Annotated in this window: 21 protein-coding genes; 11 read left to right on the top strand and 10 right to left on the bottom strand. The window is 52.3% G+C overall.

Annotation, left to right across the window (positions count from 1 at the left end):
* The first annotated feature begins 50 nt into the window (after positions 1–50).
* A complete protein-coding gene (locus HRM2_RS02615; protein WP_012662891.1) occupies positions 51–1250 on the top strand; it encodes an RtcB family protein in 1200 nt (399 codons plus the stop codon).
* 32 nt (positions 1251–1282) lie between these two features.
* On the top strand, positions 1283–3010 hold the full coding sequence (locus HRM2_RS02610; protein ID WP_012662890.1) for an aldehyde ferredoxin oxidoreductase family protein: 1728 nt from the start codon (positions 1283–1285) through the stop codon (positions 3008–3010).
* A 156-nt stretch (positions 3011–3166) separates the two neighbouring features.
* On the opposite strand, the gene HRM2_RS02605 is transcribed toward HRM2_RS02610, so the two are convergent.
* From HRM2_RS02605 to gap, 4 genes are all read right to left on the bottom strand, one after another.
* The gene (locus tag HRM2_RS02605; RefSeq protein ID WP_012662889.1) at positions 3167–3967 is read right to left on the bottom strand and encodes a mechanosensitive ion channel family protein; all 801 of its coding nucleotides are present in this window, start codon (positions 3965–3967) and stop codon (positions 3167–3169) included.
* Positions 3968–3979: 12 nt separating this feature from the next.
* Entirely contained in the window at positions 3980–5203 is a 1224-nt protein-coding gene (locus tag HRM2_RS02600; RefSeq protein WP_012662888.1) for a MarR family transcriptional regulator, read from the bottom strand.
* A 44-nt stretch (positions 5204–5247) separates the two neighbouring features.
* Positions 5248–5856, bottom strand: coding sequence for a helix-turn-helix transcriptional regulator (locus HRM2_RS02595; protein WP_012662887.1), 609 nt, complete (start codon positions 5854–5856; stop codon positions 5248–5250).
* Between the two features lie 90 nt (positions 5857–5946).
* A complete protein-coding gene (gene gap, locus HRM2_RS02590) occupies positions 5947–6972 on the bottom strand; it encodes a type I glyceraldehyde-3-phosphate dehydrogenase (protein WP_041273001.1) in 1026 nt (341 codons plus the stop codon).
* A 382-nt stretch (positions 6973–7354) separates the two neighbouring features.
* On the opposite strand from gap, the gene murI reads away from it, so the two are divergent.
* Together murI and HRM2_RS02580 are read left to right on the top strand one after the other, a co-directional pair.
* A complete protein-coding gene (gene murI / locus HRM2_RS02585; RefSeq protein ID WP_012662885.1) occupies positions 7355–8206 on the top strand; it encodes a glutamate racemase in 852 nt (283 codons plus the stop codon).
* Positions 8207–8356: 150 nt separating this feature from the next.
* A complete protein-coding gene (locus HRM2_RS02580; RefSeq protein ID WP_012662884.1) occupies positions 8357–9256 on the top strand; it encodes a DMT family transporter in 900 nt (299 codons plus the stop codon).
* Positions 9257–9262: 6 nt separating this feature from the next.
* Here HRM2_RS02580 and HRM2_RS02575 read toward each other — a convergent pair whose 3' ends face one another.
* A complete protein-coding gene (locus HRM2_RS02575) occupies positions 9263–9823 on the bottom strand; it encodes an adenine phosphoribosyltransferase (RefSeq protein WP_012662883.1) in 561 nt (186 codons plus the stop codon).
* 8 nt (positions 9824–9831) lie between these two features.
* Positions 9832–10578 (bottom strand): S-methyl-5'-thioadenosine phosphorylase, encoded by a 747-nt coding sequence (mtnP, locus tag HRM2_RS02570; RefSeq protein ID WP_012662882.1) that lies wholly within the window; start codon positions 10576–10578, stop codon positions 9832–9834.
* Positions 10579–10791: 213 nt separating this feature from the next.
* On the opposite strand from mtnP, the gene mtnA reads away from it, so the two are divergent.
* From mtnA to HRM2_RS02540, 6 genes are all read left to right on the top strand, one after another.
* Positions 10792–11901, top strand: coding sequence for an S-methyl-5-thioribose-1-phosphate isomerase (gene mtnA, locus HRM2_RS02565; protein WP_041273578.1), 1110 nt, complete (start codon positions 10792–10794; stop codon positions 11899–11901).
* Positions 11902–11975: 74 nt separating this feature from the next.
* Complete coding sequence (ahbB, locus tag HRM2_RS02560) at positions 11976–12443, top strand: siroheme decarboxylase subunit beta (protein WP_012662880.1); 468 nt, start codon at positions 11976–11978, stop codon at positions 12441–12443.
* Complete coding sequence (locus tag HRM2_RS02555) at positions 12436–13785, top strand: B12-binding domain-containing radical SAM protein (protein WP_012662879.1); 1350 nt, start codon at positions 12436–12438, stop codon at positions 13783–13785. Before ahbB ends, HRM2_RS02555 begins: the two co-directional genes overlap by 8 nt.
* Before the next feature lie 77 nt (positions 13786–13862).
* Positions 13863–15533, top strand: coding sequence for a Na/Pi cotransporter family protein (locus HRM2_RS02550; protein ID WP_012662878.1), 1671 nt, complete (start codon positions 13863–13865; stop codon positions 15531–15533).
* A 17-nt stretch (positions 15534–15550) separates the two neighbouring features.
* Positions 15551–15976, top strand: a complete 426-nt coding sequence (locus HRM2_RS02545) for a DUF1178 family protein (protein WP_012662877.1) — start codon at positions 15551–15553, stop codon at positions 15974–15976.
* 18 nt (positions 15977–15994) lie between these two features.
* Positions 15995–16693, top strand: coding sequence for an MlaD family protein (locus HRM2_RS02540; protein ID WP_012662876.1), 699 nt, complete (start codon positions 15995–15997; stop codon positions 16691–16693).
* A gap of 2 nt (positions 16694–16695) precedes the next feature.
* Here HRM2_RS02540 and HRM2_RS02535 read toward each other — a convergent pair whose 3' ends face one another.
* The 3 genes from HRM2_RS02535 to ugpB form a co-directional block, all read right to left on the bottom strand.
* Positions 16696–17616, bottom strand: coding sequence for an ABC transporter permease subunit (locus tag HRM2_RS02535; RefSeq protein WP_012662875.1), 921 nt, complete (start codon positions 17614–17616; stop codon positions 16696–16698).
* Between the two features lie 5 nt (positions 17617–17621).
* On the bottom strand, positions 17622–18512 hold the full coding sequence (locus HRM2_RS02530; RefSeq protein ID WP_012662874.1) for an ABC transporter permease subunit: 891 nt from the start codon (positions 18510–18512) through the stop codon (positions 17622–17624).
* A gap of 79 nt (positions 18513–18591) precedes the next feature.
* The gene (gene ugpB, locus HRM2_RS02525) at positions 18592–19920 is read right to left on the bottom strand and encodes a sn-glycerol-3-phosphate ABC transporter substrate-binding protein UgpB (protein WP_012662873.1); all 1329 of its coding nucleotides are present in this window, start codon (positions 19918–19920) and stop codon (positions 18592–18594) included.
* A 261-nt stretch (positions 19921–20181) separates the two neighbouring features.
* Here ugpB and HRM2_RS02520 point away from each other — a divergent pair, with 261 nt between their 5' ends.
* Complete coding sequence (locus HRM2_RS02520) at positions 20182–21279, top strand: ABC transporter ATP-binding protein (protein WP_012662872.1); 1098 nt, start codon at positions 20182–20184, stop codon at positions 21277–21279.
* A gap of 51 nt (positions 21280–21330) precedes the next feature.
* Here the strand turns inward: HRM2_RS02520 and HRM2_RS02515 are convergent, their stop codons facing one another.
* Positions 21331–22248, bottom strand: a complete 918-nt coding sequence (locus HRM2_RS02515) for a hypothetical protein (RefSeq protein WP_012662871.1) — start codon at positions 22246–22248, stop codon at positions 21331–21333.
* Positions 22249–22376: the final 128 nt, after the last annotated feature.

Here is a 22376-nt window from a genome sequence, read left to right as displayed (position 1 = left end):
ATATCAGATCAGTTTGAGATGAATTAAATCAACCCTGCAATGGAAAAGCAATGGGAAAAAGACCCCGTATCCAACAGTTTGCCCCCTATGAAATCTGGGGAAGGGAGATTGAGGCCGATGCCATACGTCAGATGGACAACGCCTGTACCCTCCCCATATCCATCCAGGGGGCACTCATGCCCGATGCCCACATGGGTTATGGACTTCCCATTGGCGGAGTCCTGGCCGTAAAGGATGCCGTCATTCCCTATGCCGTAGGTGTGGACATCGCCTGCCGGGTAAAGATGAGTGTCCTGGATCTGGCATTTGACAGATTCGAGGCCCTACAGGAACCCTTTAGGGCAGCCCTGGAGCAGGGGACAAGATTTGGGATGGGAGAATCGTTTAAACGACCCCATAACCACCGGGTCATGGATGAAGACTGGACGTTCTGCCCAACTGTGAAAGGGCTGAAAGACAAGGCCTGGCAGCAGCTTGGCACCAGTGGGTCGGGCAACCACTTTGCCGAATTTGGACTTCTGACCCTATCTGCAGCAGAGATGGGGCTTGAACCCGGCAACTATCTGGCACTTTTGACCCACAGCGGAAGCAGGGGAGCGGGGGCGGCCATTGCCAAACACTACAGCACGCTTGCCCGCCGCCTCCATCCTGAACTTCCCAAACATCTAAGCGACCTTGCCTGGCTCGACCTTGATCGGTCAGAAGGGCTTGAATACTGGAAGGCAATGGAACTCATGGGCAGATATTCGTCTGCGAACCATGATATCATCCACCAAAGTGTATTGAGCCATCTGGGGGCGGTTTCGGTCCTGACCCTGGAAAATCACCATAACTTTGCGTGGAAAATGCAGTGTGGGGATGAGGAGGTGATTGTTCACCGAAAAGGAGCGACTCCCGCAGACAGGGGAGTCCTAGGCGTTATTCCGGGATCCATGGCCACCCCCGGTTTTGTTGTGAGGGGACTTGGAAACACCCGGGCCTTAAATTCCGCAGCCCATGGGGCAGGAAGGAAGATGAGCCGCAATGCGGCAATAAAGCAGTTTAGCAGAAAGGATCTGAACCGATTCCTAGAAAAAAAAGGTGTCACCCTGGTTTCAGCGGGACTGGATGAAGTGCCCATGGCATACAAGGACATCCTGGATATCATGGCCCAGCAGAAAGATCTTGTGGAAACCATTGCCCGGTTTGATCCAAAGCTTGTCAAAATGGCCGAACCCGACGGAAAAGGACGAAGAAAACAGAAGCGATAATGTTTAAGTTAAAAAAGATTCAAGGAGAAATCATGTCAAAAATATTGAGAATAAACACAACAGATAAAACATATACATTTGAAGAAACACCTGCCGATCTGGCCGGCCTCGGAGGCCGGGCATTGACGTCAAGAATGGTGCTCAACGAGGTGCCTGCCACCTGTCATGCCCTGGGAAAATTCAACAAACTTGTGATTGCTCCTGGCCTTTTATCAGGATCTCCTGCAGCCAACTCGGGCAGGCTTTCAGCCGGTGCCAAATCCCCCCTGACAGGCGGCATCAAGGAGAGCAATTCAGGCGGCCTTGTCTCTCAAAAACTTGCAAAGCTTGGCATCAGTGCGGTTGTGCTGGAGGGCAAACCTGAAGACAAAAAGTTCTCAATGGTCATCATTAAAAATGACGGTGTTGAGATTGTCCCGGCCGACGAATACGTGGGGATCGGCACCTACAACACCATGGAGAAGCTCTGGGATCGATTCGGCAAACGAACCGGTGTCATGTGCATCGGCCAGGCAGGCGAACAGCGCCTCCAGGCCGCAAGCATCCACGTGGCCGATCCCAAGGGAACACCGGGCCGGGCACTGGGCAGGGGTGGTCTGGGTGCAGTCATGGGTTCCAAGGGGGTCAAGGCCATCATCGTGGATGACAAGGGTGCTCCCCGGCTGACCCTGGCCGATCCAGAGGCGTTCAAGGTAGCCAACAAACGCTGGGTCGAAATGCTCACCTCCCACCCCGTTTGCGGTGAAGGCCTTCCGGCCCTTGGCACGGCAGTTCTGGTGAATGTTATCAACGAAGCCGGGGCCATGCCCACAAAGAACTTCAGAACAGGCCGGTTTGAGCACGCCCAGGATATCAGCGGCGAAAAAATGGCTGAAAACATCGAGGCCAGGGGCGGTGTCATTTCCGAAGGCTGCCACCCGGGCTGCGTCATGAAATGCTCCCAGGCATACTATGACAAGGAAGGAAAATACCTCACCTCCGGGTTTGAATACGAGACCCTCTGGGCCTTTGGTTCCCATTGCCTGATCAAAGACCTTGACGACATTGCCATGATGGACAGGCTCTGCGACGACTTTGGCATCGACACCATTGACACGGGCGTTGCCATCGGCATGGCCATGGAAGCCGGCCTCATTGAATGGGGAGACAGCAAGGCAGCCATTGAACTGGTCAAAGAGGTTGGCAAGGGAACACCCATGGGTAAAATTCTTGGCAATGGAACCGCCTTTACGGCCGACGCCCTGGGTGTTGACAGGATTCCCGTAGTCAAACGACAGGCCTTTCCCGCCTATGACCCAAGATCGGTCAAGGGTGTCGGCGTCACCTATGCCACTACCCCCATGGGCGCAGACCACACCGCAGGCTATGGCGTCACGGCAAACATCCTGGCCGTTGGCGGCACCGTGGATCCCCTGAAGAAAGAGGGCAACATTGCACTCTCCCAGAACCTCCAGATTGCCACGGCAGCCATTGATGCAGCAGGTCTATGCCTGTTTGTGGCCTTTGCTGTCCTTGACAATGAGGATGGGGTCCAGACCATTGTAAATCTGCTCAACGCCCAGTACGGGATGTCCCTCACCCCTGACGATGTGGTCAGCCTCGGTAAATCCATCCTCAACGATGAAAAGGAATTCAACCGAAGGGCAGGCTTTACAAAGGCCGATGACCAGCTCCCTGAAATGTTCAAAGAGAGCTTCCCGCCCCACAACACCACCTGGGACTTTTCCACGGACGAGCTCCAGGAGACCCTTAACTTCTAAAAAAAGGTTTGACCGCCGGGGGCAGGTATGACATCTGTCCCCGGCAATTTTTAAGAAGACATCCAGGACGCGTTTCCCCAGAACCATCTTTAGATGACACCTAAAAGGTGCAACTCTTAGATGACAACCACTGCAAAATGCTGCTTGAGGTCTGTCTCATTCACTGCCAAAAGCACCCGCCGAAACAACGGCCCTGTCTGGATAGGCCACGCCCAGGGCTTCCAGGGCTGCCTTGCCCCTTACCGTAAGATCCGTTGTGAACCTGAACTGATCCCGTGGATCCACGGGATACGCCTTCAGCCGGTACTGGGTTGCCCATGGTTTTTCCAGGGCAACCACACTTATGGGCTTTTCCACCTGGAGATAGGAACTGGTCAAAGCCGTATCCTGGAGGGCCTGGATCACAAGTTTCGAATCATGGCGGGGATTGAGATAAAAAGCAGCCGCGCACTGGAGGTTGCGGGAGCCGCCATTGGCATTAAACAGTTTACTGGCCCAGAGCTTCAGGTGGGGGACGACCACCACCGTGTCGTCGGGGGTGACAATCTCAAACGAACGCATGCCGATGGCACGCACTTCACCCTGGGCCTCCTCGATGGACACCCAGTCTCCGAGGCGGTAGGGTGCCTCATAAAGGGTCACAATCCCAGCAATAAGGCTGCTGACATAGTCTTTAAAGGCAAAACCAAGGGCCAGGCCAAAGGCACCCAGGAGGGCAAAAATATTTTCAGCCGTGGGTTCGATTGCCATGGAAATAATCATCCACACGGTCAGCACAATGACGATCAACCGCACAACAGGCACCGAGGCAAGGATATACAAACGGTAACGACCGGAAAATCTTCCAGCCAGCCAGGGTGCGATTCGCTGGGACAGGGTAATTACAAGAAAGGCGATCCCGATAACCACGCCTCCCTTGATGAAAATCATGCCGTTCAAATGGGTGAATATATGCATATCTGGATTCCCTTAAAATGAGTCGGTCAGATACCCCTCGCCGTGGAGATATTTTCTCACCATGGGGTACCCCCCGGGAGAGACGATCCACAGACCGTCAGCCTTCTCGATCAGGCCGGCATCCTTCAGCGCCCAGACAGCCCTTGTGACCCCATGGGTGGAAAAAGGCAGAATTTCGGCCAGGGCCTCCTGGCTGAGGCCGTTGTGGAGCAGCAGGGTGTGCAGAATAATCGATGTCTCAGAACTGACCGGAGCAGTCAGGGACGGGTGGGTCAATTTATCCCACGGCAGTACCCACAGGGTTGTTTCCAGTCCCTGGCAGGTATTCACCGGGGCCTCGTCACCCGCTGCCCTGTCCGGTTCCTGCCTGAGGGCCTTTCGCCAAAGGCTGATGGCAATTCCGGGAATTCCAAAGGTGTGGGCCGCCAGCTGATTCATGAAGGCACCGGCCTGGCCCCCTTCCCTGTCCGCGGGAAATACAGGCTCACCATTATGGGTATGGCAAAAAACAACCGGTCGATTGCATCCGGTCAGGGCCTGTTGATAAAACCACCTGGAAAGCCGCTGGTCGTCAAAGGGCTGGGCCACCAGTGCCGGGGGAAGGCGGCCGGGCAGTACATGTTTCAAGTAGGCAAGGGCCCAGCTGTCACACCCGATAACGCCGGGCCCCATGGCCCGTGTGTTGATCATTTCAAACAGCTGACGCACAAGGGCCAGACCATGGACATGGCGCAGATAGCAACGTTCCAGGGCCGGAAGAACCCAGAGGGTGTCGCAGGTTTCAATCTGTTTGAGCCAGTTGTTGTCCTGGGAGAGAATCTGTTCCGTGGTGGGTTGATCAATGGTCTGCCAATGGGCGGATTCGGAAAGAATCTTAAGGGTTTGTTCGTTGCCCCCGTGGGGAAGTCCAACCACCAGAAAACAGGTGGTTTGATCGGTTTTTTTGTCAAACAGTCCATCCAAAGCCAACAGTTCTTCCAGTTGAACCTTTAAAACTGCGGCCGGCAACTGCCAGTCTATATCGGGCGCTATCCTTTCAGTCAGGGCCCCAGGGATCTGCTCAAGGGCTAACTCTTTTTTCCCGGCCACTTCATCTTTTGTTCTATTCCCCCTGAGGCGTTGCCATAGCCCCTTGATGCCACCCTTGATGGAACTCGACACGGTTGTCTGGGGCAGTGCAAGGTCCGACAGCTGCACATAACGCCAGAACTGCAGCGCCGAATCTACTTTTTCCATGACTTCACCTGAACGAACAAAGTTACCCCCCCCTTTTTCACTGATCACCCACACGACAAAAGAACAGATCTGAGATTGACTTTCTTGTTGTTAATTCCAAGCTTTCTTCTGATGTTCTCCCGGTGAAATCCCACGGTTCTCGGAGCAATAGTGAGAATGAGGGCGATCTCCTTGTTGGTTCGGCCCTCCCTTACCAGGTGGGCGATCTGAATCTCCATGGGCGTAAAGCTTTCATCCATGGCGTTCATGTCCGCCACAAACGGCCTTACAATCTCAAGGAGGTTTGACTCCAGAATACCAACCAGGGTTTTCTGGTCCTGCTGCAGCGGGCCATGTTTCAATTTGTCGACATAGGGAAGGATCAACCGCCGTATTGAGGCGTGAACTGTATTTTCAACCTCGTTCCTGATCTGATTCATCTTTTCCATGAGGGTCGTCATGGCGGAATTGGCCTGGGACAGTTCCTGCCGGCAGCAATGCAATGCCTCGTTTTGCTGTGCCACCTCCATCTGAAGCGTTCGGAGTTCATGGATCAGGCGGAACACCCCTTCAACCGCCGGGGAATCGGAAGGAAAATCATGGAGATTGATCAACGATTCCACCTGAATACGCAATTGATCAAATTTTTCCAATGCAATTTTTTTTGAATTCATGCTTCCACCCCATCTGTCGTCCCGGAATGCCAGGCCGGATGCTGGATATGGAATCAATCAAAAACCAAATACAGGTCCATGTCAAGGAGGTTATGACAATCTGCTTATTTTAAGCAGGACCGCTGCCGTGTCAAGCATCCGGTTGGCATAGCCCCACTCGTTGTCAAACCATGTCAGAATTTTAACAAGCCTCCCACCGCTGACCCGGGTTTGACAGCCATCCACCACCGAAGATCTTGAATCATGGTTGAAATCACAGGAGGCAAGGGGCTCTTCCGTATAACCAAGAATACCTGACAACCGACCCAATGTCGCCTGGTTCAAAATCTGATTGACCTCAGCCACACGGGTCTGTTTCGACATGACCATGGTGATGTCAAGGGCAGATACATTTATGGTCGGAACCCGCATGGATACCGCCTCAAACCGCCCGGAAAGCTCGGGGAGGATGCGATCGATCCCCCTGGCAAGCCCGGTATCAACGGGAATAATCGACTGCCCGGCACACCGGGTGCGCCGAAGGTCATGGTGGTGGTAGGCATCGATCACGGGCTGGTCGTTCATAATAGAATGAATCGTGGTGATGATTCCCGATTCAATGCCAATGGCCTGGTTCAGCACCTTGAGCACGGGAACACCGGCATTGGTGGTACACGAGGCGTTGGAGATCACCCGGTGATGGGGTTCCAGGGTGTGGTCGTTGATGCCGTAGACAATGGTGGCATCCACATCCTCCTCGGCGGGCTGGGAAAAGACAACATGCTTTGCTCCGGCCCTTAAATGTTCCTCTGCCCTGTGCCTTTCGGTAAATGAGCCTGTACACTCAAGCACCACGTCCACCCCAAGTGCCCCCCAGGGCAGACGCTCAATATCAGGTTCATGGGTCAGACGGACAAGGGTGTTGTTCACATGGAGGTCGTTGCCTGAAATACCGACCTCGCCCGGAAACCGACCATGGGTGGTGTCGTACTTTGTCAGGTGGGCCATGGTTACCGCATCGGAGAGTTCATTGATAGCCACAATCTCAAGGGACCTGAAGTGATGGGACTCGTAAAGGGCCCTAAGGACGGAACGTCCGATTCGCCCATACCCGTTTATAGCAACTCTGTAACCCATATGTCTTGTGTATTCTCCAAACCGATCGTTAAAATGGGTCAAATACCACACATTCCTAAAATTGTCACGGAGCGATATAAAATCAATTATAGTTATGGACGTCAGCATGGGGCGTCAGTCGGTGTCCGTTTGCTGAACATTAAGAAACAAAGGGGATCAGATTTTCGGGCAAGGCAAGCCCAATGGGACGCAAACTGTCTGAGGGAGCGCAGCGACCGAGTTTTTGCGGCTTGGGTTTGCCTTGTTCGAAAATCCCCCGGCTTTCTTGGTTCAGTGAACGGACACCGACTGACGCATACCGTTTAAAACTGTAATCAAAATTGCTGTGTAAAATCCGTCTTTGCTTTACAAGGGGTCAACCTTCAGAGTATATAGCCTCAATATGGATACCACCAAAACAGCAGCAGAGATCTGTACAGCCGGTGAAACCCGGTCAAACGATGCCCCCCTGGGGGTTTTTGATTCGGGTGTGGGGGGCGTATCCGTTCTGAAATGGATCCGCCAGCTGCTTCCCCAGGAGGACCTCATCTACGTGGCTGACAAGGGGTACGCCCCCTATGGTAACAAGTCTTCGGACTATGTCCGGGACAGAGCCGCCCACATCACCCGCTTTCTTCTGGAAAAAAGGGTCAAGGCCGTTGTGGTGGCCTGCAACACGGCAACGGTTACTGCCATCACCACCCTGCGATCCATGTTTAAGGTCCCGTTTATCGGTATTGAACCCGGTGTCCGCCCGGCCCTCAACGCCACCCGTTCCGGTGTGATCGGCGTTCTTGCCACCACAGAAACCCTGAGAAGTACTTCGTTCAACGCCTTGATCCAACGCTTCTGCAAGGATATCAGGGTGGAGGTCCAGGAGTGTCCAGGACTCATGGAACAGGTCGAATCCATGGCCTTTACCACCCCGGAAACCCGAAAGCTTCTGGAACGCTATCTGGTTCCCCTGCTTGAAAAGGGTGCGGACACCATTGTTCTTGGGTGTACCCACTACCCCTTTCTTGTTCCCCTTGTCCGGGAAATGGCAGGCCAGGAAATCAGGATAATTGAGACCGGCGAGGCGGTATCCCGCCAGGTGATGCGCATTCTTACCACAATGGATCTTCTAACCACCAGGACAGAACCCGGTTCTACCTCATTCTGGACCAGCGGCGATTGCTGCATCGAAACGGTTATCTCCCAGCTGTGGGGGCAAGCCGTCACAGTGGCCCCCCTTCCCGACAGAACGAGTGTTTGAACGGCTCGAAGAGGAGCTATCCAAACACGGATTTTCGGTCGAACACTATCTACGGTAAAAATTCATTGTGAAGATGAAGACTTGCCTATCGCCCGGAGGGAAGGTATAAGGGGATTCTTTGCAGAACATTAAATCAAAGGGAACTCTGCCATGACCTACCTGAAACTACTCTTAACGGCCATATTCTGGGGCGGCACATTTATTGCCGGAAAATTCCTTGCAGGCGACGTCAACCCTCTGGATGCGGCATTTGTCCGTTTTGCCATTGCCTCGATTTTCCTGCTTGTGATTACAAGAAAACTCGAGGGAAGGCTTCCACGCATACAGGCAAAATTGATCCTTCCCCTGATTCTTCTGGGCGCCACAGGGGTCTTTGCCTACAATATCCTGTTTTTCTCAGCCTTCCACCACATAAATGCAGGCAAGGCCGCCCTGATCATCGCCACCAACCCCATCCTCATCAGCCTGCTGTCGGCCCTTTTGTTCAAAGAGCGGCTGGATCTGATCAAGGGTGCGGGTATTATCATGTCTGTCACCGGCGCCATGGTTGTCATCTCCAACGGCCACCTCACCGACCTTGTCAGCTATGAAATCGGCAGGGGTGAACTTCTGATCTACGGCTGTGTGGCAAGCTGGGTGGCCTACTCGCTGATTGGAAAATCAGTCATGGGAAGCCTATCCCCCCTTGCCTCCGTATGCTATTCGTCCGTGATCGGCACCGTTTTCCTGGGTATTGTCTCGATCTTCAAAGGAGACCTTACCACCATGGGGGCCTGGTCAATCATCGACTGGTTCAGCCTCTTCTACCTGGGGTTCTTTGGTACCGTACTCGGCTTTCTATGGTACTACGAGGGCATCAGGGAGATCGGTCCCATGAAGGCCAGCGTATTTATCAATTTTGTGCCCATCTCGGCCATTCTATTTGCCTGGCTCATCCTGGGCGAACCCGTGACCGCATCACTTCTCGTGGGTGCCGCGCTTGTGGTCTCAGGCGTCTATTCCACCAACGCCTCAGGAATCATCAAACGTTATCTCACGGCCAAAGGATAGACAGGATCAATCCCCATCAAATGCCACAATGGAAAAGATACTGTGGCCGTTAAGCCGGGATCGGCCCTTAAGGTCGGGAAGTTCAACAACAAAAGCACACTCGACAATATGGCCGCCGATTTTTTCCACCAGCTTGACTGTTGCCCCGATGGTGCCGCCTGTGGCGATGAGGTCGTCCATGATAATCACCCGCTCTCCTTTTTTGATGGCATCCTCATGGATCTCCAGGGTGTCTTTACCATATTCAAGGCTATAGGATTCACTGATGGTTTTATAGGGAAGCTTTCCTTTTTTTCTGACCGGCACAAATCCCACATGGAGCTGGTGGGCCAGGATGGCCCCGAATACAAACCCCCTGGCGTCAATGCCCACCACCTTGTCTATGGCCATGTTTTTATAGCGGTCAAAAAAAATATCCGTGGTTTTCCTGTTAATGTCCGGGTCCTGCATGAGAGTCGTAATGTCCCTGAAGGTAACACCCTTTATGGGCCATCCCGGTATTGATCGTATGCTGTTCTTTATGATGTCCATCTGTTCCACCTGGTTTGTTCTCGGTTTAAACCGCATTTTTAAAATTATTTCAACGCTGCGACAGCCGCAATTAAAAGCGCCTTGACCCGCTCTGCATTATTGTTGAACACCTTCAGGACCTCCTCCCAGGAAACGGGCGCCTCATCCTCATTCCAGCAGTCATAGTCCGTTGACATGGCCACCACCCCATAGGGGATAGCTGCTTCACGGGCAAGAGCCGCCTCCGGAGCAATGGACATATTGATCACATCCCCCCCCCACAGCCGGAACATTTTTGATTCGGCCCTTGTGGAAAATCGGGGTCCCTCAATGGTCACCACCGTTCCCCTCTGGTGGACCCTGGCCTTCTGTGCAACGGCGGTATCAAACAACAGCTGCCTCAAATCCGGGTCAAAGGGATCGGCCATGGGCGCATGAACCATGCCATTTTCAAACGAGTCGTGGAAGGTATTTTTCCGCAGCCGGGTAAAATCGATGAACTGGTCCAGGATCACAAGATCCCCCCGGTGAATCTCCTGTTTCAGGCTGCCACAGGCTGTGGTTGCAAGGATGGCCGTTACTCCCAGGTCCTTGAGAGCCATGATATTTGCCCGGTTATTAACCTGACTTGGAGTGATGCAGTGCCCATGGCCATGGCGTGCAAGGATTACCACCTCCACCCCCTTGATCCTTCCGCAGGTAAGTGGAGACGAAGGATCTCCATAGGGGGTTTTCACCGTTATTCTTGTTGCGTCATCAACGATTTCAGGGTCATCCATTCCAGACCCGCCAATGATTCCGACCTTTACCATAAACCCTTCTCCCGGCATGAAATTCGTATTGAGCCCCCCGTGTTCTGCAAACAAGGCGCTTGGCATTTCCCGCTCTCTTTTCTACCTATAAGTTTTAGGTTCTATAGAAAGGGCTCCCCCCTGTCAAGGCAAGAGTGATGCAATATTATCGTTGACCATGGGGGCCACAATGGTATGATGACCGACAAATTTCAGCCCATGGAGGAGATAAAAATGCTTGTGGACAACCAACAGATGCGGCCCATATGGTTTGATGGGGAAAAAAAAATTGCACGGGTGATCGACCAGCGGATGCTGCCCCACAAACTGGTCATAGCCGATCTCAACACCGTGGACGATGTGATCTACGCCATCCAGGAGATGTTTGTCCGGGGAGCACCCCTGATCGGTGCCACAGGCGCCTTTGGTGTGTACACAGCGCTTCTCCAGAACCAGACGTGCACCAGTGAAGATCTGGTCCGTGAATGTAACCGCCTCAAGTCAGCCCGCCCCACTGCCGTAAACCTTGCATGGGGGGTTGACCGTGTCCTTGAAGCCTGCCTTAATGTCAACGTCCCGGCCGACCGCCTTAACGCCGCCAGAAACGAGGCCCTGGCCATTGTTGAAGACGAAGCGGAAAACTGCCGGCAAATCGGCCTTCACGGACTCTCCATCATCCAGGAGATCAGCCGGAAGAAAGGGGGCGCACCTGTCAATATCCTGACACACTGCAATGCAGGCTGGCTTGCCTGCATCGAATATGGAACCGCCACCGCCCCCATGTACACGGCCTTTGATCAGAAAATCGACATTCATGTATGGGTTGACGAAACCCGACCCCTGAACCAGGGATCAAGGCTCACGGCCTGGGAACTTGGCAAGCACGGCATCAACCACACCATTATCACGGACAATGCCGGGGGCCATCTCATGCAGCACGGCATGGTGGACCTTGTGATCGTGGGCACGGACAGAACCACCCGGAGCGGGGATGTTGCCAACAAGATCGGCACCTACCTCAAGGCCCTTGCGGCAAAGGACAACAACCTGCCCTTTTACGTGGCCCTGCCATCGTCCACCATCGACTGGGAGATTGACAACGGCATCACAGACATTCCCATTGAAGAGCGGGACCCGGAAGAAATTCAGTATGTCCAGGGCCTTGACCAGGCCGGCAACCTTGTGAAAGTTCTGGTGCCGCCTTTATCGAGCCCTGCCGCTAACCACGCCTTTGACGTGACACCGGCACGGCTTGTCACGGGCCTGATCACGGAACGGGGAATCTGCCGGGCCACCCGGGAGGATATCCTGGCCCTTTTTCCGGAGAAAAGAGCAACTAAATAGGGCACAGGAATGGTCAAAGCGTTCCGGTTCATTTTATCCTTGACATATACGGGGAAAAATCGTTTAAAACTTCCATGTTAAGTGAAACAGAAAAAAAAGTTATTTCAGCCCTCCAGGGAAACATTCCTGTGTGTGAACGCCCTTATCTGGCCCTTGCCCAGACCCTCGGCATGTCCGAGGAAGAGGTAATCGCAACGGTAAAGGCCCTCCATGACCGGGGCGTGATCCGCCGGTTCGGTGCCACCCTTAAACACCAGAAATCAGGCTATAAGGCCAATGCCATGGTGGCCTGGAAGGTGTCTGAAGAACGGATCGAAGCAGTTGGACCTGCCATGGCCGCCTTTGACGAGGTGACCCACTGCTATCGAAGGGACCCGTCAGGCACCTGGCCCTACAATCTCTACACCATGGTCCATGCTTCGGATGAAGCCACCTGCCACGCCATTGCCAAAAGAATATCCGTGGCTGTCGGTGTCACAGATTACACCCTGCTGTTCAGTAAACAGGAACTGAAAAAGACCTCCATGCAGTACTTTGACTGAGCCGACACACAATCCTCCCCATGTCCTCTGCGTCAACCCATGGATCCACGACTTTGCCGCCTTTGATTTCTGGGCAAAACCCCTGGGACTCCTCACCCTTGCCGCCATCCTGAGGCAGAACAACGTCCGGGTAACCTTCATGGATTGCCTGGATCGATTCCATCCCATGGCAGGGCCAGGAACAAGGGTTTTTCCTGACGGACGGGGTCCCTACCGGAAAACCGAAATCCCAAAACCCGATATCCTCAAGGAACGAGCCCCGGGCCGATATTCCCGGTATGGCATAGATCCTGAATGGTTCCGGACAGATCTAAGACAGATGGACCCACCGGATCTTGTTTTTGTCACCTCCCTCATGACCTACTGGGCTGGCGGCGTCAGGGAAACCATTGCAGCAATTAAAGAGATTTTTCCCGGCATCCCAGTGGTTCTCGGGGGTATCTACGCCACCCTCCTCACCGACCACGCCGTCAAACATTCCCTTGCCGACGAGGTGGTACCGGGCAACGGTGAAAACAAAATCCAGGAAATCGTTTACCGGCATACGGGTTTTTCATTTACCCCCCGCCTGGATCCGAAAGATCTTGATACCCTTCCCCTGCCAGCCCTGGACCTTATTACAAACCTGACCCATGCACCCATCCTCACCACCAGGGGATGCCCCTTTGCCTGCGAATACTGCGCCTCATCCTACCTTGAGCCCCGATTCCGAAGAAGGTCACCGGAATCGGTCTTCCAGGAAATCTGTCATTGGCATAACCAGAGGGGGGTCAAAAACTTTGCCTTTTACGATGACGCTCTGCTCATAGATGCCAGAAACCATGCTGTTCCCCTCTTTAAAGCCATCATCGAGGCAAACCTGAATCTTGCCTTTCACACCCCCAATGCCCTGCACATCCGTGAAATCACAGAACAGACGGCCACACTGATGTTCAAGGCAGGATTCAAGACCATACGCCTGGGACTTGAAACCACCGACTTCTCCCGGGAGCGACGCCTTGACTGCAAGGTCAACGCCCATGAGTTCCACCATGCCGTCACCCTGCTCAAGGACGCCGGATTCAGCCGGGATCAGATCGGGGCCTATCTCCTGTGTGGATTGCCCGATCAGGAAATAGAGGCGGTTGAAAGTTCGATTCTTGAGGTAAAAAAAAGCGGCATTACACCCGTGCTAGCCTATTACACACCCATTCCCCACACCCCCATGTGGGAACGGGCAAAAAAAGCTTCCCGGTTTGACCTGGACCTGGATCCAATCTTTTCAAACAATGCCCTGTTTCCCTGCCTGGGAAAAACCATTTCCATGAAAACTATTTCACAATTGAAAAAACTGACAAAATAAACTATAGAGTGCAGGGTTTTAATAAAAACCCAACCGAAATCTAACAGTAATCTAACAGATGCTAAAAAGGTGACATCGTGGATCTATTGGATATTTTCATTCAGACCATCGGCGGCCTCGGACTTTTCATTCTCGGGATGAAGATGATGACCGAAGGGCTTGAAATGACAGCCGGCCCCAGGATCAAACGAATACTCGGTGCTATTTCATCCAACCGGTTCATGGGCTGCGCCACCGGAGCCGGGGTCACGGCGGTGATCCAGTCCTCATCGGCCACCACCGTAATGCTCATCGGCTTTGTGGGTGCCGGCATCATGACCCTGGAACAGGCCGTGGGTGTCATCCTCGGTGCCAACGTGGGTACCACGGTCACGGCCCAGATGATCGCCTTTAAGCTCACCAGCCTTGCCCTTCCGGCCATTGCCATTGGCGTTCCCATGAAATTTTTCTCCAAACGACGACGTAACCGCCATATTGGTGAAATCATCCTGGGCTTTGGCCTTCTCTTCTACGGAATGACCGTAATGAATCACGGCCTTGCACCCATAAAGAACGACCCTGAGTTCATTGCCTTTTTCACCAGATTTTCCACAGACACCTACCCAGGCATTCTCCTGTGTGTTGCCATGGGAGCCCTTGTGACCATCATGGTCCAGTCATCATCGGCCACAGTGGGCCTGACCATGACCCTGGCCGCCCAGGGACTGATCACGTTTCCAACAGCCATGGCCCTGGTCCTTGGTGAAAACATCGGAACGACCATAACAGCTGAAATCGCAACCATCGGCTCCACCAGCCTGAGCGCCCATCGAACGGCCCGGGCACACACCCTGTTTAACGTACTGGGTGTCTCCATGATCGTGCTGATGTTTCCCTGGTTTGTGAAAATCGTCACGGCCACAACTTTGATGATGGGGGCCGACCCGGTGACGGATACAGTCAACGGAGAGTTTCTCAACGTAGGTCGGTACATTGCCAACGGCCACACCATCTTCAATGTCATGAATGCCCTGTTTTTCCTTATTTTTCTTCCCCAGCTCATCAAGGTGGCCATTTTTCTCTCCCCTCGGGAAAAGAAAAAAGAACGCTACCACATGCCCTCTTTTGACGCCCGGTTCATTGACAGCACCATTGGTGCCCTTGCCAAGGTAAGGGGAGAGGTGGTGCAAATGGCCAAATTCACCCACCGAAGTCTTACGAACACCTGCGAGTGCCTTATTGTCCGGGACGATGACAGGCTTGCTGAAAGGGAGGCCATCGAAGAACACATTGATGACATGCAAAAGGTGATCATCAAATACCTTACCTCAATCTACCAGGGTGAAGTCAACGAGACTGAAGCCAATGAAATCTCTGAAATGATGCGCATCACCAACAACATCGAAAGAATCGGAGACTCCATGGAGAACATCTCCAAGATCCTTGAAAAAATCTATGAAAATAACTATATTATCAGTGATGACGCCGTGGGCAACCTTGTTCGCATCTCAAGCGAGGTCGAGCAGTTTTTCAACTTTGTGATCAAGGAGATGGGCGAACGTACCCCGGGATTCATGGCGATGGCCAAGGCCAAGGAAGATCTTATCGACAGTTTGAGGGAAAAAATGCGTCAGGACCACATTGATCGCCTCAGAACCGATTCCTGCTCCGTTGACGTGGGGGTTCTCTTTATTGCCCTACTCTCCAACTTTGAAAAGATGGGCGACTATTGTTTTAACATCGCCACCAGCATAGACAGCATACAATAAAACGGATACCATGACACATGATTGTTTTTGACCTTCAATGCATTAACGGCCACACCTTTGAAGGATGGTTTGATGACGGACAGACTTTTGAGATCCAGCAGGAGCAGGGAAAAATCCTCTGTCCTGTCTGTGAAACAAGCGTTGTCACCCGGAAACTTTCGCCCATTGCCGTGCGAACCTCCCAGGGGGCTGCAGCCCAGTCAAGGGCCAGGGAGGAGGCAGCCGTCGACCTTGCGGCCAAGGTATCGGCCTTCATAGAAAAAAATTTTGAAAACGTGGGCCAGAACTTTACCAGGGAAGCCCTTAAGATGCATTATGGTGCATCAGAACCCAAAAACATCATGGGGACCACAACGGCCGAAGATGACAAGGTCCTTGAAAAGGAAGGTATTAACGTTATCAAACTCCCCCTGCCGCCCAAACCCGAAGAAAACCTTAATTGATCCACATGGAGGAGCCTCATGGGGCCTTTTCAAAGCATCACCCTCGCCGTCATTTCATCCTTTTTGATCATGGGATGCAATACCCTTGATCTGACAGTCAACTTCAAGGACATCCAGGGACTTACGCCGGGTGCCCCTGTAATCCTGGACCATACCACCATTGGTCGGGTCAAGGAGATACTGCCCCTCAAAAACGGTATCTATCCCACAGCCATTGAGATAGACGCTGATTTTAAGCCCCTGTTGACCGAGCATTCAACCTTTACCCTGATTCCGGAATACCCGGACAAGAACTCAGAAACCGCCCCCCGGACCGTTGTCATGGTGGCCAAAAGCATATCCGGTGGCGCCCCCCTGGGGAACGGTGCCGTTGTGTCGGGTTCAGAGTCCCCTGGGATACCCGAGATATCAAACATGTTGAAACATTTTGCCACAGGGTTTGAATCCCTTAAGGAACGAATCGGCAAAATTCCGGAAAGTCAAGAGTTCAAGGAATTTGAACAATCAATCGACGCCCTTACCCAACGCATGAAGGAATCGGGCAAAGAGGCACAGGATCGCATCAAAAACGACATTCTTCCAAAACTTGAACAGGAATTTGAACGGATGAAAAAAAGGTTTCTGGACCAGCAGGACGAAACCCGGGACAAAGACCGGGACCCCCTGCAGGAACTCGAACCCCTGGAAAAAAAGCTCAACGACCTCAAAGAAATTTAGCCTTATTTTTCCTTTTCGATCAGCCCTTTGACAAACCACCGCTGCATAAAAAGAACAACCAGAACCGGCGGCAGCATGACCAGCACGGCAGCTCCAAGGGCCACATTCCACTCAGGAAGATCGTCGGCCTGGGGAATGAGATTCTGGAGACCAATAACCGCCGTTGTCATCTTGGGATTTGTGGTGATCAACAACGGCCACAGATACTGATTATACCCGTATACAAACTCGATGACCACCAGGGCTGCGATGTTGGTCTTTGACAGGGGAAAAAGAATCTTTCGAAAAAAGGTCATGGGCGATGCCCCGTCCATCTTGGCCGCCTCGCAGAGTTCCTCTGGAACGGTCAAAAAGAACTGGCGAAACAGGAAGGTGCAGGTGGCCGATGCCACAAGGGGAAGAATAAGGCCCTGGTAACTGTCCAGAAGCGACCAGTTGAGCAGCACCTCCACATCATGGCCGGAAATCCAGGAAAGAAGACCGTCAATGTGCAGAAAATCCCACACCGGCTGGAGCGGACCAAGAACGTTGGCTGCAATCTCGTAGGTGGGCAAAATCCTCACTTCCACGGGCAGCATGAGCGTACAGAATACCGAGGCAAAGGCAACCGCCCTGAAGCGGTAGTCAAAGTAAACAATGGAAAAAGCGCCGATCATGGAGATGGCGATCTTTCCAACGGTGATCCCCGAGGCCATGACAATCGAATTGAGTATCTGGTTGCCAAGATCCCCCCGGGTCCAGGCCTGGTGCATGTTGACAAAGAACTGATCCCCGGGAATCAGCGGCATGGGCACCTGGGAGACAACATCCAGGGGAAGGGTTGCGGCGATCAGGCTGTAGAGAATGGGAAATCCCACGATAAATATGCCGACCATGAGGAAGACATAGGTAAAAATATCTAAAAGGGGCGTTTTTTCAACCATAATAGTTATCCGGTATATTGTACTTTCTTTTCAACAAATCGAAACTGCAGAAAGGTGATCAAAATAATCAGAGTCATGAGAACAACACTCTGGGCCGATGACGAACCAAGGTTCAAGCCGACAAATCCGTCCTGGTAGACCTTGTAAACCAGGATGTTGGTCGACCCTCCGGGTCCACCCTGGGTAACAGTGTGGATGACTCCAAAGGTCTCAAAAAACGAGTAGATGATATTCATGACCGACAAAAAGAAAAAAGTGGGGGAAAGCAGCGGAAAAGTGATGGTCCAGAACCGTCGAAACGGGCTTGCACCGTCAATGGCCGCAGCTTCAATGAGAGATTTTGGAATGGCCTGCATGCCTGCCAGAAAAAAGACAAAATTGTAGGAGATCTGCTTCCAGGCCGCAGCCATGGTGATCATGACCATGGCGTCTGCTCCGTTGAGAACCGGATTCCACTCAACACCCAGCCAGCGCTTGATGCCCAGGGCCACCACCCCATAGGACGGATGAAGCAAAAACAGCCACATGATTCCTGAAATGGCCGGTGCCACGGCATAGGGCCAGATGAGCATGGTCCTCACCAACGCCTTTGCCTTAAGGGCGCGGCTGGCCATGGTGGCAATAAACAACCCCAGGAAGATGGAAACCGTTGCCACCATAAGGCTGAAGGTAAAGGTGATGAAAATGGATCGAAGGTAAAGGGGATCGGTGAACAGCTCGATATAGTTGTAAAACCATACAAACCGGCTCTGCATACCAAAGGGGTCGCTCAGGTGGAACGACTGGATCAGCCCCTGGAGTGCCGGCCAGTAGAAAAAGGTCAGCGTGATGATCAACTGGGGTAAAATCAAGAGGTAGGGCAGATATGATGATTTAAAAAAAGATCGTTTAATCATGGATGCAAGACAACCCAAAACCCCCTGCCCCCCAACCGGGAAGAACAGGGCGTTTTGGGTTGATCCTTATTTATTTTCGCTATTTATAGGTTTTTTCAAAGGTTCTCAGCTGTTCGTTACCCCGGGCAACAGCATCATCCATGCCCTGTTGGGGTGTCTTGTCGCCGTTCCACACCTTTTCAAGTTCCTCGTTGATGATATTTCGAATCTGAACAAAATAGCCAATGCGAAGCCCCCTTGAGATTTCCGTGGGTATGGCCCGGTTGAGCTGGGTGATACCCACCTCCTGGAGGGGGTTCTCCTTGTAAAAGCCCTTGGTCTTAAGGTCATTGTAGGCGTCAAGGGTAATGGGGAAATACCCGGTTTCCTTGTGCCAGTACTCCTGCATATCGTTGGCTGCAAGGAACTTCAGAAAGGCTGCAACACCCTTGTACTCCTTTTTGGAGTGGCCTTTAAGCACCCACAGGGAGGCGCCGCCGATGATGCTGTTCTGGGGATTTTCCATCCATGCTTCCACGGGAAGGGGTGCTGCATCCCACCGGAAATCCTTTACCGAAGATTGAAGTTTGGCTATGCCTGAAATGCTGTCCATGTAAATAGCGGCATTCTGGGCAAGGAACTCGGACTTGGGCCCCTGGTATTTCTGTCCGCCGTACATGAAACGATTGTCGTCAGCCCATCCCTTAAGGCGCTCAATGTGATGGACAACCTTGGGGTTGTTGATCAAAAGTTCACAGTCAAGGCCCTTGTAGCCATTGGCCTGACTGGCAAAGGCAAGGTTATGGATGGCGCTGTAGTTTTCCACCTGGGTCCAGGACTGCCAAGCGGTTACCATTCCAGCAGGGGCAACGCCCGAGTCTACGATTTTTTTGGTGATAGCCCCAAGCTCGTCCCAGGAAATGGGCTTTGTCTTGGAAAGAACCGGAATTCCGGCCTTTTCAAACATATCCACATTGTAATACATGATGGGCGTGGACGAATTAAAGGGCATGGACATGAGCTTACCATCGGCGTTCATATAATAGGAGAGCACGGCCTGGAGGTAATTTGACCAGTCGATATCGTAGCCGGTATCCTTCATCAGCTTATAAACCGGATAAACAGCACCTGAGAGCATCATGGTCTGGGTTCCCACCTCAAACACCTGGAGAATGTGGGGTTGTTTTTTAGCCCTGAAAGCGGCAACGCCTGCATTCATGGTCTCGTCATAATTTCCCTTGTTGGTTCCAACAACCTTGTACTCTGTCTGGGAAGCGTTGAACTTCTCGATCATGGTATCAACGGTTTTGCCCCGGGCACTTCTCATGGCGTGCCACCAGTTGATGGTGACAGGTTCTGCAAATACGCCGGCCGGCAAGGCCAGACACAGCGAAACAATAGCATAGATTAACACTTTCCGCAGTTTCATACTATTTTCCTCCTCATTAAAAATTTAAGTTCCTTATTCTATATTCATTAGAGTCTTAAAAACCGTGATCACAGGTATGAGCAGCATCCCTCCCGGCCCAATAAACCGCGACGATATCTATGACAGAATTAATCGGTAATGACAATAGAGTCAAGTTAAAGTTTGATAAAAAAGTCATGGTATAATTTGCGTTTTTTATGGTTTTATGGTTTTTAGAACCATTGTACACTAAAAAAACAAACCATCATGACAGGATGTGGAATGGCTCAACTAAAATTTAACAATGTTGTCAAACGTTATGGAAAAACAGAGGTGGTCCACGGAATCACACTTGATGTCAAGGACAAGGAATTCCTTGTCTTGGTGGGCCCGTCAGGCTGCGGGAAATCCACCCTGCTGAGAATGATTGCAGGTCTTGAAGAGATCAGTGAAGGTACGATTTCCATAGACGACAAGGAGATCAACGATGTGGCCCCCAAGGACAGGGGGCTTGCCATGGTGTTCCAGAACTATGCCCTTTACCCCCACATGAATGTGTTCAACAACATGTCATTCGGCCTCAAGATTTCCAAAACCCCCAAGGCCGAGATTCAGCAGAGAGTGGAAGAGGTGGCCGCAATCCTGGGACTTGAAGACCTGCTGTTCAGAAAGCCCCACGAACTGTCTGGAGGGCAGCGCCAACGGGTGGCCATGGGAAGGGCAATGGTGAGAAAACCTGCCATGTTCCTGTTTGACGAGCCCCTGTCCAACCTGGACGCAAAGCTCAGAATTCAGATGAGGGCCGAGATAAAGCTGCTGCACCAGCGGGTGGATTCGACCATCGTCTACGTGACCCATGACCAGGTCGAAGCCATGACCCTGGCTGACAGAATCGTTGTATTGAAAAACGGTTATATCGAGCAGGTAGGAACTCCCATCGAGCTGTTCTCCAATCCGGTCAACACCTTTGTGGCCGGTTTCATCGGCACGCCGCCCATGAACCTCATTGACTGTGCCATCAAAAAACAGGGAGACCAGACATTCCTGCATTTTCCCGGAGGCCTTGAAATTCCTGTCCCCCCCAAAAACGGCACGGATCTCAAGGATGGCCAACCCGTTGTCATGGGCCTGAGGACTGAAGAGATGATGCCGGCGGACATGAATGAATCCCTTGCAGATGCTTGGAAGTTCGACGGTGTTGTTCTGGTGGTCGAACCCCTTGGCAACGAGACCCACCTCCATATGGATATTAAGGGCATCCGGATTATTGCAAGGAGCGAGGGCCGACGGATCCACCGGCCAAAAGAGGAACTCAAACTTGCCTTGAACCTGAACCAACTCCACATATTTGATGCCGAAACCACCCGGGTGATCTATTAAACGGGACGGCCAGGGTGCAATATCTGCCCTGGCCGTAACGAATATGGAAACTTAATTCTCCTGGTTGGCCTCAAGGATCGGCAGGATCTCATTTAGTACCCTGTCGGCATCCCCGGCAGCAAGACTGCATCCGCCGGCCCCTGCATGGCCCCCTCCCCCGTAGTTTGAAAGAAGTTTTCCCACATTCACCCGGCATTCAGGATTAAAGATCGAATGACCAATGCTGAGAAGAACAACATTTTTATCATGGTCGGCATACCTGATCTTTACGCTTGCATGGGTTTCAGGAAAAAGAGAGTAGGTTAAAAACCGGTTGCCCGACGGCACCTTTTCCATGGAACGAAAGTCTGCAACGCTGATGGTATTGCCATGGACAACCGTGTACTGCTTCAAGATGTCAACGTAGCGAAGATTCTCTTCGACAACGGCGTTGCACCGTAGCTTCACCTCTTTGTCCGACATAACCTCTGCCATGGTGTGGGTTCTTAAAAGGGCAACCAGCCTTTCCCAGAACGGGGGGTCGGTCTGATCCCGGTTTTTAACGGCCATGGAGAGCAGGATGTAGGGGTAGACCTCGGGCCGGAGCACCTGGTCCTCGTTAAGGTCTGCCGCATCAATGATATCGGTCCAATGGATCAGTTCGTCAAAATTCTTTGCCAGACGATCGGACGCTTTGTAGTATTTATAGGCAACGCCTGCGGCGGACGGGGCGATTTCAAAGGCACCCTCTATTTTTTTCCCCTGTTCATTAAATTCGCCGGGTACATTGGAAAAATGGTGATCAAACCAGACCGAACATCGGGGATCATAGGGAAGGTTTGCCATGATATCCCCCTTCCGGATTTCAGCCTCCCGGTTCTGGACCTGGCTGGGTTCGATCCACAGGGTAGGACTGTCAATGGCTTCGGCCTCGTGGATCAGCACGGCACAGACAATTCCATCAAAATCGGGTCTTGTTACTATTCTCATGGGTGCTCACACTTTTATGATTTTAAGGGTTTTAAACAGGGTCACAACAGGCAGTGGCAACCCTGCCGGAAATCTAATTTTTACCATACCTGCCCGGGTTTAACAAGAAGAACCCGTTGCTCCAAATC

It is taken from the genome of Desulforapulum autotrophicum HRM2 (genome assembly GCF_000020365.1).
Taxonomy (GTDB): Bacteria; Desulfobacterota; Desulfobacteria; order Desulfobacterales; family Desulfobacteraceae; genus Desulforapulum; species Desulforapulum autotrophicum.
This window is presented reverse-complemented; position numbering and strand designations above follow the sequence as displayed.

What these genes read in the sequence shown, in the direction of transcription:
- HRM2_RS02615 (WP_012662891.1), top strand. Translation starts at nt 51, where the DNA reads ATGGGAAAAAGACCCCGTATCCAACAGTTTGCCCCCTATGAAATCTGG.
- HRM2_RS02610 (WP_012662890.1), top strand. Translation starts at nt 1,283, where the DNA reads ATGTCAAAAATATTGAGAATAAACACAACAGATAAAACATATACATTT.
- HRM2_RS02535 (WP_012662875.1), bottom strand. Translation starts at nt 17,616, where the DNA reads ATGGTTGAAAAAACGCCCCTTTTAGATATTTTTACCTATGTCTTCCTC.
- ahbB (WP_012662880.1), top strand. Translation starts at nt 11,976, where the DNA reads ATGTTAAGTGAAACAGAAAAAAAAGTTATTTCAGCCCTCCAGGGAAAC.
- HRM2_RS02530 (WP_012662874.1), bottom strand. Translation starts at nt 18,512, where the DNA reads ATGATTAAACGATCTTTTTTTAAATCATCATATCTGCCCTACCTCTTG.
- HRM2_RS02540 (WP_012662876.1), top strand. Translation starts at nt 15,995, where the DNA reads ATGGGGCCTTTTCAAAGCATCACCCTCGCCGTCATTTCATCCTTTTTG.
- ugpB (WP_012662873.1), bottom strand. Translation starts at nt 19,920, where the DNA reads ATGAAACTGCGGAAAGTGTTAATCTATGCTATTGTTTCGCTGTGTCTG.
- HRM2_RS02515 (WP_012662871.1), bottom strand. Translation starts at nt 22,248, where the DNA reads ATGAGAATAGTAACAAGACCCGATTTTGATGGAATTGTCTGTGCCGTG.
- HRM2_RS02545 (WP_012662877.1), top strand. Translation starts at nt 15,551, where the DNA reads ATGATTGTTTTTGACCTTCAATGCATTAACGGCCACACCTTTGAAGGA.
- HRM2_RS02520 (WP_012662872.1), top strand. Translation starts at nt 20,182, where the DNA reads ATGGCTCAACTAAAATTTAACAATGTTGTCAAACGTTATGGAAAAACA.
- gap (WP_041273001.1), bottom strand. Translation starts at nt 6,972, where the DNA reads ATGGGTTACAGAGTTGCTATAAACGGGTATGGGCGAATCGGACGTTCC.
- HRM2_RS02600 (WP_012662888.1), bottom strand. Translation starts at nt 5,203, where the DNA reads ATGGAAAAAGTAGATTCGGCGCTGCAGTTCTGGCGTTATGTGCAGCTG.
- mtnP (WP_012662882.1), bottom strand. Translation starts at nt 10,578, where the DNA reads ATGGTAAAGGTCGGAATCATTGGCGGGTCTGGAATGGATGACCCTGAA.
- HRM2_RS02605 (WP_012662889.1), bottom strand. Translation starts at nt 3,967, where the DNA reads ATGCATATATTCACCCATTTGAACGGCATGATTTTCATCAAGGGAGGC.
- murI (WP_012662885.1), top strand. Translation starts at nt 7,355, where the DNA reads ATGGATACCACCAAAACAGCAGCAGAGATCTGTACAGCCGGTGAAACC.
- HRM2_RS02595 (WP_012662887.1), bottom strand. Translation starts at nt 5,856, where the DNA reads ATGAATTCAAAAAAAATTGCATTGGAAAAATTTGATCAATTGCGTATT.
- HRM2_RS02575 (WP_012662883.1), bottom strand. Translation starts at nt 9,823, where the DNA reads ATGCGGTTTAAACCGAGAACAAACCAGGTGGAACAGATGGACATCATA.
- HRM2_RS02580 (WP_012662884.1), top strand. Translation starts at nt 8,357, where the DNA reads ATGACCTACCTGAAACTACTCTTAACGGCCATATTCTGGGGCGGCACA.
- mtnA (WP_041273578.1), top strand. Translation starts at nt 10,792, where the DNA reads ATGCTTGTGGACAACCAACAGATGCGGCCCATATGGTTTGATGGGGAA.